General features: G+C 72.7%; 7 protein-coding genes. 5 read left to right on the forward strand and 2 right to left on the reverse strand.

Annotated features, from left to right (window positions below; genetic code table 11):
• Positions 1 to 94 precede the first annotated feature (94 nt).
• Together ACFXAE_RS35720 and ACFXAE_RS35725 are read right to left on the reverse strand one after the other, a co-directional pair.
• Positions 95 to 2,122 carry a hypothetical protein gene (locus ACFXAE_RS35720; RefSeq protein WP_384723739.1) on the reverse strand — a complete coding sequence of 676 codons (2,028 nt, stop codon included), beginning with the start codon at positions 2,120 to 2,122 and terminating at the stop codon, positions 95 to 97.
• A gap of 119 nt (positions 2,123 to 2,241) precedes the next feature.
• Positions 2,242 to 3,657, reverse strand: a complete 1,416-nt coding sequence (locus ACFXAE_RS35725; protein WP_384723741.1) for a polysaccharide pyruvyl transferase family protein — start codon at positions 3,655 to 3,657, stop codon at positions 2,242 to 2,244.
• Positions 3,658 to 3,848: 191 nt separating this feature from the next.
• On the opposite strand from ACFXAE_RS35725, the gene proB reads away from it, so the two are divergent.
• The 5 genes from proB to ACFXAE_RS35750 all read left to right on the forward strand — a co-directional run bounded on the left by proB (position 3,849) and on the right by ACFXAE_RS35750 (position 8,754).
• Positions 3,849 to 4,976: a glutamate 5-kinase gene (proB, locus tag ACFXAE_RS35730; RefSeq protein WP_384723744.1), complete on the forward strand. Its 1,128-nt coding sequence runs from the start codon at positions 3,849 to 3,851 to the stop codon at positions 4,974 to 4,976.
• 133 nt (positions 4,977 to 5,109) lie between these two features.
• On the forward strand, positions 5,110 to 5,577 hold the full coding sequence (locus tag ACFXAE_RS35735) for a hypothetical protein (protein WP_384723747.1): 468 nt from the start codon (positions 5,110 to 5,112) through the stop codon (positions 5,575 to 5,577).
• A 63-nt stretch (positions 5,578 to 5,640) separates the two neighbouring features.
• Positions 5,641 to 6,927: a glutamate-5-semialdehyde dehydrogenase gene (locus ACFXAE_RS35740; protein WP_384723750.1), complete on the forward strand. Its 1,287-nt coding sequence runs from the start codon at positions 5,641 to 5,643 to the stop codon at positions 6,925 to 6,927.
• 72 nt (positions 6,928 to 6,999) lie between these two features.
• Positions 7,000 to 7,593, forward strand: coding sequence for a hypothetical protein (locus ACFXAE_RS35745; protein WP_384723753.1), 594 nt, complete (start codon positions 7,000 to 7,002; stop codon positions 7,591 to 7,593).
• A gap of 87 nt (positions 7,594 to 7,680) precedes the next feature.
• Positions 7,681 to 8,754 carry a hypothetical protein gene (locus ACFXAE_RS35750; protein ID WP_384723756.1) on the forward strand — a complete coding sequence of 358 codons (1,074 nt, stop codon included), beginning with the start codon at positions 7,681 to 7,683 and terminating at the stop codon, positions 8,752 to 8,754.
• Positions 8,755 to 8,942: the final 188 nt, after the last annotated feature.

An 8,942-nucleotide genomic window follows, 5' to 3' on the forward strand; every position in this document is an offset into this window, starting at 1 on the left:
GGGCTGATTCCAGCCCCTCCGGCGTTTGAGGAGCGGGGGACCGGGGGCAGCGCCCCCGGGATGGGACGGGTAAGGGTGGCGGGGGTGAAAACCCCTACGGGATGAGCGTGCCGCGGCGCTGGCCGGGAACCTCCGCGGTGAGGCGGCGGGCCGCACGGGCCCTGTGTTCCCGCGCCACCGCGCACAGAGCCTCCACCGCCGCCGCGAACCGCTGCTGGGACGTCGGCACGGCCGGCCCCAGCAGCCGCCGCTTCAGTTCCGCACGGGCGTCCACGAACTCGTCCTTGCCCGGATGACGGACCGCATCCAGCAGCGCCGGCACCCCGGCAGCGTCCGGTGTCAGCACCGTCGCCGCCGCCACCGTCGGGAACGCCGTACGGAACGCCTCCTCGGGCAGCCCGCCGGTGTTCGCCACCGCGTACGGCTTCCCGCTCGTCAGGAAGTCGCTGATCACGCTCGACACATCACTGATCAGCAGGTCGGCGACGTTGAAGCAGGCGTACAGCTCGGGCCGGGCGTCCGTGACGACCTGGTGCTCCCACTCCGGCAGCGACGCCCAGTACGCCTCCTCCCAGGCCGCCGTCGCCCGCGCCACCGCCCGGGCCCGGCCCGGCTCCGGCGCGGACTGCACCAGCATCCGCTCGACCTGATCGGCCTCCGCCCGGAAGGCGGCCGCGGTGAGCCGGTCCAGCTCCGCGGTGCGCCGGGCCAGTTCCCCCGACGGCTCGGGACGCGCCCCGGACCGCTCCCGGTTCGCCGCCCGGATCAGCTCCCGCACGCGCCGGTCGGCGGCGCCCGCCCGCGGATCCACCGAGCCGGTCAGCGGGTGCGGCTTGTACAGCAGCCGCACCCCCGGGTCGGCGAGCAGCGCCCGCACCAGGTTCTCGCCGGCCGCGACCACCGACGTGTTGCCCGGGTTGCCGTCCCAGCCCTCCCAGGTCGGCGCGTACAGCACGGTCGTGTACGGGCCCGCGGGCGGACCCGCGTACGGGCGTACCGCGTCCAGCTGCGGGCGGCCGATCTCCACCACGTCCTTGTCCTCGACCCCCACCTCGGCCAGCGCGTACCGCTCGCGCGCCGCCGGACCGGCCACCCACACCTCGTCGTACGCCTTCGCGTACGGGTTGCAGGACGACAGCTTGTCGCTCTCGCCGTGGTTGACGAAGGCGTGCAGGATCGTGGGGATCCGCAGCACCTGGGAGGTCTTGCCGGAGTTCGACGGGTGGATCAGCACCTGGAGCGTGGACTGTTCGAGACGCATCAGCGTGGACACCTTCGGCAGGCACACGACCGGGATGTCGGTCGCCGCGATCCTCGGCACCATGAACCGCTCCCGCAGGACGATCACCGGCCGCCCGCCGAGCTCGGCCAGCGGCTCCAGCCACATGTTGGCCTGGTAGGCGGAGGAGGGGCCGCCGGAGAAGTACAGGCCGACCGTCGGCCGGTACTCGGCCAGCCACGCGTCGAACCAGTCGAGCACCTCCTGCTCGCCCGCCGGCCGCCGCCCCGGCAGCAGCCGCAGCAGCAGCGCGCCGAGGCCCGCGGACGTGAGCAGCAGTGCCAGCGCGACACCGGCCGCCGCGTACCGGGCGTCGTCGGTGACCGCCGTCGCCGTCAGCCCGGCCGTGGCGGGCAGGCCGAACACCAGCAGACGGTGGCCGGGGCGGCGCAGCAGCGCGGCCGGGGCGGGGGACAGGCGCAGCGCCGAGGCGTCGATGTTGCGGGTCAGCACCGGCAGCGTGCGGGTGCGGCGGACCAGCACGGACACCGCCTGGACCGTGCAGTGCAGCGCGTAGAAGGCGAGCAGCCCGGCGACCAGCGGGGCGTACTGCGTCTCCCGGTGCTGTTCGCCGAGCCGCAGCAGACCCACCACCAGCAGCAGATCGCGCAGCACATGGCGGACGGTGACGTCCGCGTGCGACTTGGCGAACAGCGACACCATGCCGGGCTGCCACCGGTACAGCACGCCCTCGACCGCCAGGGACACGGCGGTCGAGACGAGCAGCAGCGGCACATCGGGGCGCAGCGCGGCGAAGGCCTGCGCGGCGAAAGCGGCCGACGCGGCGGCGAGGACGAGCAACTGGGCGGCGGTCCGCCGCCGGGGGGACGAGGGTTCGGGCACTGCGGTCACTCCAGGGTCGACGCGGAACGGGCGCCCGGGTTAACGCGCGCCGACCTCCGGACGACACGCGGGTGTCCTCGCCGTATGGAGTGACCAGGGGTGCTACGGCCCCCGAAACCCTAGTTCCGGCCTCCCTGCAGTGCCCGGCGCAGGGGAGCGCCCACCACGCGGCGGGCCCGGCGGTACACCGACGTGGTCGTCGGCGCGGCCCCGGACTTGCGCGCACCGGCCTTCGTCCGGGCCAGGTCCCGCCGCAACCGGGTGTTCTCCTCGGTGAGTTCGCCCACCCGGGCGTGCAGCCAGCCCATGCGGGAGGCGAGGGAGGCGGGATCGGCGTCGATCCAGGGGCGGACGCCCTCGGGGAAGTCCAGCGAACCCAGCCGCTTCTCGTAGGCCGCGCCGCCGTCGCCGTGCGTGAAGGTGTTCTCCAGCCCGTTCTTGTCCAGGAACGCCGTGAACCGCTGGTACCGCTCGTGGTGGTTGCCGGTCAGGGCGCCGAAGTCGGCCTCCTCGTACAGCCGCGCCGGGTCGACGTCCTCGGACAGCTTGTCGAGCGTCCGGTACGGGATCTCGAAGTAGCGGCAGAGTTCCAGCGTGCGCGAGTCCGAGCACAGCACGGTCGCGGGCGTGCCGGCCAGCAGCGCCGCGATGTTGCCGTGGATGCGGGAACCGAAGGAGAAGTCGAAGTCCCGCAGGTCGTCGATCCAGGTCACCGGGTCGATGTAGACGCGGGCCTTGCCCTCTTGGTACATCGGGTGGTCGGGATGCGTCGGCATCTCCTTGACCTTCCCGTTCGGGTGGGACAGGTCCCGCCAGTGCAACTGCTGTGCGTCACTGAGGTTCTGGCCTATGAACCGCAGGTTCGGGTACCGCTCGTGCGTCCGCCTGATGATCCGGTCCATGCCCAGCTTCCGCACGGCGTCGTGCGAGCCGTTGACCGCGATCCGGGAGGCGGCCGTCAGTTCCCGCGCCCGCTTCCGTACGGGGAGCTCCTTGCCGTACATGAACAGCGACGGGCACCCGATGACCTCGACGTCCCGGAAGCCCAGGTCCTTCAGGTACTTCTCGGTGAACTCGCCGCGCACACCGATCGAGGCGCTGCGCTCCAGGACCGCGGAGACGAAGTCGCGCACGGACGGCTCCATCGGCTTCAGGCGCGCGGGGTCGTAGTTCAGCCCGGTCTGCGCGCCGATGCCCAGTACGACCACCGGGATCCTCAGCTTGCCGATCAGCCGCGTCAGCCGCTTCAGCTGCGGCTCGAAGGAGGGCCGGAAGGCGTTGGCGAGGGGGATGACGAAGGCGTCGTACTCCTCGTTGATCCGGCTCGCCGCGTTCACGTCCGTCCGGATCCCGTTGGAGACCACCTCGGTGTGCGGTGTCTCCAGGATCTTGTGCGCCGCGTCACTGAAGATCAGGTTCCCGGAGTTGGTGGCGATGACGTCGCGGTGGAGAGCCTCCTCCAGGGACACCACGTCGTAGGGACTCTTGCCGGATCTGAGGAGGATGCGCTTTGTGCGGCGAACGTTGTGTGACACACCGTTCAGAATACGTTTTCGGAATGTTTGATTTCCATGGGCAACCGGCGCAACCTTTTCACCGGATGCGATGCGTGAGTGAACGCTCACGGTGCGCGTGTCCGGAGGCTGGAATGTCCGGGCGCCGTCCGATCCGCTTCGCGTAGATTGCCTGGCGGGCGATCGATCGACGTGAGAGGACGGGCGGCAAGGTGGCAGGGGCGAGGCAGGCCGTGGGCGAGGCGCGCAGGATCGTCGTCAAGGTCGGCTCCTCGTCGCTGACCACCGCCGCGGGCGGTCTGGACGCGGACCGCGTGGACGCGCTCGTCGACGTGCTGGCGAAGACCCGGAGCGGGGGAGAACGGGAGATCGTCCTCGTCTCCTCCGGCGCCATCGCCGCCGGACTCGCCCCGCTGGGCCTGCGCCGCCGGCCCAGGGACCTGCCCCGGCAGCAGGCCGCAGCCAGCGTCGGCCAGGGACTGCTGGTCGCCCGCTACACCGCCTCCTTCGCGCGCTACGGCGTCCGGGTCGGCCAGGTGCTGCTGACCAGTGACGACATGAGCCGCCGCGCCCACCACCGCAACGCCTCCCGCACCTTCGACGAGCTGCTGGCGATGGGCGCGTTCCCGATCGTCAACGAGAACGACACCGTCGCCACCGACGAGATCCGCTTCGGCGACAACGACCGGCTCGCCGCCCTCGTCGCCCACCTGGTCCGCGCCGACCTGCTGGTGCTGCTGTCCGACGTGGACGGCGTCTACGACGGTGACCCCGCCCGTCCCGGTACTTCCCGGATCGCCGAGGTCAGGGGCCCCGCCGACCTCGCCCACGTCGAGATCGGCAGCGCCGGCAAGGCGGGCGTCGGCACCGGCGGCATGGTCACCAAGGTCGAGGCCGCCTCGATCGCCGCCGCCGCCGGCATCAGGGTGGTGCTGACCAGCGCGGTGCACGCCGCCGACGCCCTCACCGGCGGCGACACCGGCACCTACTTCCACCCCACAGGGCGCCGCTCCGCCGACCGGCTGCTCTGGCTCCAGCACGCCTCCGCCCCGCAGGGCTCGATCACCCTGGACGACGGGGCGGTGCGCGCGGTCGTCCAGGGCCGCAAGTCGCTGCTGCCGGCCGGCATCGCGGGTGTCGAGGGCGAGTTCAGCGCGGGCGACCCGGTGGAGCTGCGGGACCGCGAGGGGCGGGCGGTGGCCCGGGGTCTGGTCAACTTCGACGCCAAGGAGATCCCCCTCCTGATCGGCCGCTCGACCCATGAACTCGCCCGGGACCTCGGGCCGGAGTACGAACGTGAGGTCGTACACAGGGACGATCTGGTGATCCTGCATCCGTAATGGGCCGAAACATCCGCCCTCGGTGGTGGACGTTCCGCGAAAGTGCCCCGCGATCCCCGGCGGCCTGCTCAACTTTGTTGCGAGGACACATCCGCCCGACCACCGGGTGGGTCCGCGCGTGAAGGAGGCCGTCGTGAGACGAGTGCGCCCGGGGACGACACCGTCCCGCGGTGCCGGCTCCCGTGCGGCCGGCGACGAGCGCGCCCTGAGCAGCGTCGCGGCCGGTGACCGGTTCCAGGGCGGCGGCGAACCCCGGGATCTGCCGCGCCTGTGGCACGTCACCCTCAGCGTCTCCGGCGAACCGGCCCCGGTCACGGAGGTCCGGCGGGCCCTGGAGCAGCTCGCCCACGACCACCCGTTCCTGCTGACCAGCCGCTACGCCGACGACCACGCGGAGATCCGCTACTGGGAGGAGGCCCGCGACCTGCACGACGCGGCCGCCGTGGCGCTGCGCCTGTGGGGCGAACACCGGCAGACCGCCGGCCTGCCGCCCTGGGAGATCGTCGGCCTGGAGGTCATCGACCGGACCACTTACCACCAGCGCGTCGCGGCGGGGTACGGGCCGGTCCTGGCGACACCCGTCGGAGTCCATCCGTTCTGAGCCCGTGTCTCGGCGTTCGGGACGACCGCCGACCGGGCCCGCCGCCCGCACTACCCTTTTCTCATGACCACGCTCTCGCCGTACGACTCGATGTCCCCGGTCAGCCAGGCCGCCTACCGGGCCAAGGGCGCCGCCGCCGTCCTCGCGCCGCTGCCGCGGGCCGCCAAGGACGACGCGCTGCTCGCCATCGCGGACGCGCTGGAGGTCCGTACGAGTGAAATCGTCGAGGCCAACGCCCAGGACGTGGCCAGGGCCCGCGAGACCGGCATCGGCGAGGGCATGATCGACCGGCTCACCCTCACCCCCGAGCGGGTGCGCGCGATCGCCGCCGACGTGCGGGACGTGGCCGCGCTGCCCGACCCGGTCGGCGAGGTGGTCCGCGGCTCCACGCTGCCCAACGGCATCGACCTGCGCCAGGTCCGGGTGCCGCTCGGCGTCGTCGGGATCATCTACGAGGGCCGCCCGAACGTGACGGTCGACGCCGCCGCCCTCTGCCTGAAGTCCGGCAACGCGGTCCTGCTGCGTGGCTCGTCCTCCGCGTACCGGTCGAACACCGCCCTGGTGCGGGTGCTGCGCGACGCCGTGCACGGCGCCGGGCTGCCCGCCGACGCCGTCCAGCTGGTGCCGGGCGAGAGCCGGGACAGCGTGCGCGAGCTGATGCGCGCCCGGGGTCTGGTCGACGTGCTCATCCCGCGGGGCGGCGCCTCGCTGATCAACACGGTCGTCCAGGAGTCGGTCGTCCCGGTCATCGAGACCGGCACCGGCAACTGCCACGTCTACGTCGACGCGCAGGCCGACCTCGGCACGGCCGTCGAGATCCTGGTCAACTCCAAGGCCCAGCGGGTCGGCGTCTGCAACGCCGCCGAGACCCTCCTGGTCCACCAGGACATCGCCGCCGAGTTCCTGCCGCGCGCCCTGGACGCCCTCGCCGACGCCGGGGTGACCGTGCACGCCGACGAACGCGTGATGGCGTACGCCAAGGACTCCCGTGCCACCGTCGTGGAGGCCACCACGGAGGACTGGGAGACCGAGTACCTCTCCCACGACATCGCCGCCGCCGTCGTCGACTCCCTCGACCGGGCCGTCGAGCACATCCGGCTGTGGACCTCCGGCCACACCGAGGCCATCGTCACCACCTCGCAGCAGGCCGCCCGACGCTTCACCCAGCTGGTGGACTCCACCACGGTCGCGGTGAACGCCTCCACCCGGTTCACCGACGGGGGCCAGTTCGGTTTCGGCGCGGAGATCGGCATCTCGACGCAGAAACTGCACGCCCGGGGGCCGATGGGCCTGCCCGAGCTGACCAGCACGAAGTACATCGTCACCGGCGACGGTCACGTACGGCGCTGAGCCGCTCACCGCAGGGAAGCGGCGGTACGGCCGTCTCGGCAGACGGATGAATTTCCATACGGTCTGCCCAAATTGACCCCCCAGGTCTACTCTGGATCCGTGCCGGAGGACGTGGGGGGCACGCCGTTCCCTGACGGCTGGGAGCCCGACGACGACCACGACCGCGGGGTGTCGGACGAAGAGTTCGCCTCCGTGGTCTTCGACGAGGCCTTCGTACGGGCGGCCGAGGTGCACGAGCCGACCGCCGTCGAACGCCTCCTGGCCGCCGCGCAGGCCAGAGCCGAGGCATCCGAGGCCGAGGCCCACCGGGCCCGTGCGCGCGGCGAGCGGTACGACGACGGGTACGGCGGCTACCGGGGCGACTCCGGCTACGACGACCCGGACGACGACGAGGACGCCCTGGAGGACGACTACGGCTCCCCGGGCCCGTACGGCAGGCAGGTGCGCTGGCACCGTCCCGTCGCCTGGATGCTCGCCCTGGTGATGGGCGTCGGCATGGTCGCGCTCGCCTTCTCGGCCGTCTACCGGGGCGCCTCCTCCCACCGCCAGGACCCGGCCCCGCCGCCCGCCACCACCGGTGTGGAGCAGGGCGGCGCGGCGACGCCCTCCGCGTCGGCCGACTACTCCCGGCCGACCGTCCCGGTGATCCCGCGCAGCAGCCCCTGAGACCGACCGCCGACTTGGTGAGAACCTGTCAGAACTTGTGCGTCGGCCGGGCGTTTACCGGGAGCTTCCCGGACCTACCCTGAAGATATGGGAGGGCCTTCGGACCCACCCGAGGGGACGCCCGAGGGAGCCCCCGGTGGTGGCGAGGACGAGTACAGGTCCGTCGTCTTCGACGAGTCCTTCGTCCGCGCTGCCCGGCTCCAGGAGTACTCCGCCGAGCAGCGCATCACCGACCACGCGCCCGCCGTGCGACGCCGCCCGCCGCGGAGCCGCAGGGGCCTGTCCCGGCAGGCGCTGATCCTGGTCCTGCTGATCGCCGTGGCCTTCGGCACCGCCGTCTACATGGGCCTGCGCCACCCCTACCGGAACCCCGCCGCCGACGAACCCGCCGAGCCGCTGCGGATGACCGTCGTCCCGCTCGCCCCGCGGGGCGAGGTCCCCGGCACCGCCGATGTCGAACAGCTGTACGCGCGCAGTCCGGCGGCGCAGTTCCGGCCCGGCGCCGAAGGAGTGCCGCTCCCGGCGTCCCGGCGCACCGCGCACTTCTCCGACAGCCAGGTGGTGAGCGCGCTGTTCACCGCGAAGGACTACATCGTGCGGTCCGCCCTCGACCCGGGCGTGCTCACCGGCGGCGAGACCCGTTCCGTGCGGGCGCTGCTCGACTCCGGTCAGCTGGACCAGTTCGACCGGAGCTTCGACCGGCCCACCGCCGACGGACGGCACGCGCCCACCGGATGGCTGGTCCGCTTCGACCCCGCTCGCGTGCGGCTGGCCGACCGCGAGATCCGTGTCCAGGGCGCCATGCGGGCCGCCGAGACCGACTCCTCCACCCTCGAGGTCACCACGGACCACACGTTCGTCTACGCGCTGCGCCCGGCCGGTGCGGACCGGGAGGCCGAGGCGTCGCTGTTCACCGTCCGGCGCGAGCTGCACTTCCGCTTCGACCGCGACGACCTGCGCCTGCACCAGACGGAACTCGTCGTCGCCCACGTCCAGGCCGGCCCGCTGTCCTGCGCCGAGGACTCCGCCGCCCGGCTGCGCCCGCTGCTGGCGGGGCAGACGGCGAAGGGGACCGGCCCCGCCGGCACCGACCCGTACGCCACGGGCAGCACCCCGGCCCTGTGCGGCTCCCTGGCCCCGGGCGCGCAGCCGAAGCTGTGAGCACCCGGCGGCGGGTGGCGAAGTGCGGGCTCGGCGGGTGGTGTGGTGGCCACGTGCCTGAGCCTTGTGCGGCTGCTTCGGCCTGAGAGTCTCTTCGCCCCCGCCGCCCCTTCCCGTCCCGACCTGGGGCTCCGCCCCAGGCCCCGCTCCTCAAACGCCGGAGAGGCTGAAATTCAGCCTCTCCGGCG

Source organism: Streptomyces sp. NPDC059454, assembly GCF_042749965.1.
In the GTDB taxonomy this organism is placed as follows: domain Bacteria; phylum Actinomycetota; class Actinomycetes; order Streptomycetales; family Streptomycetaceae; genus Streptomyces.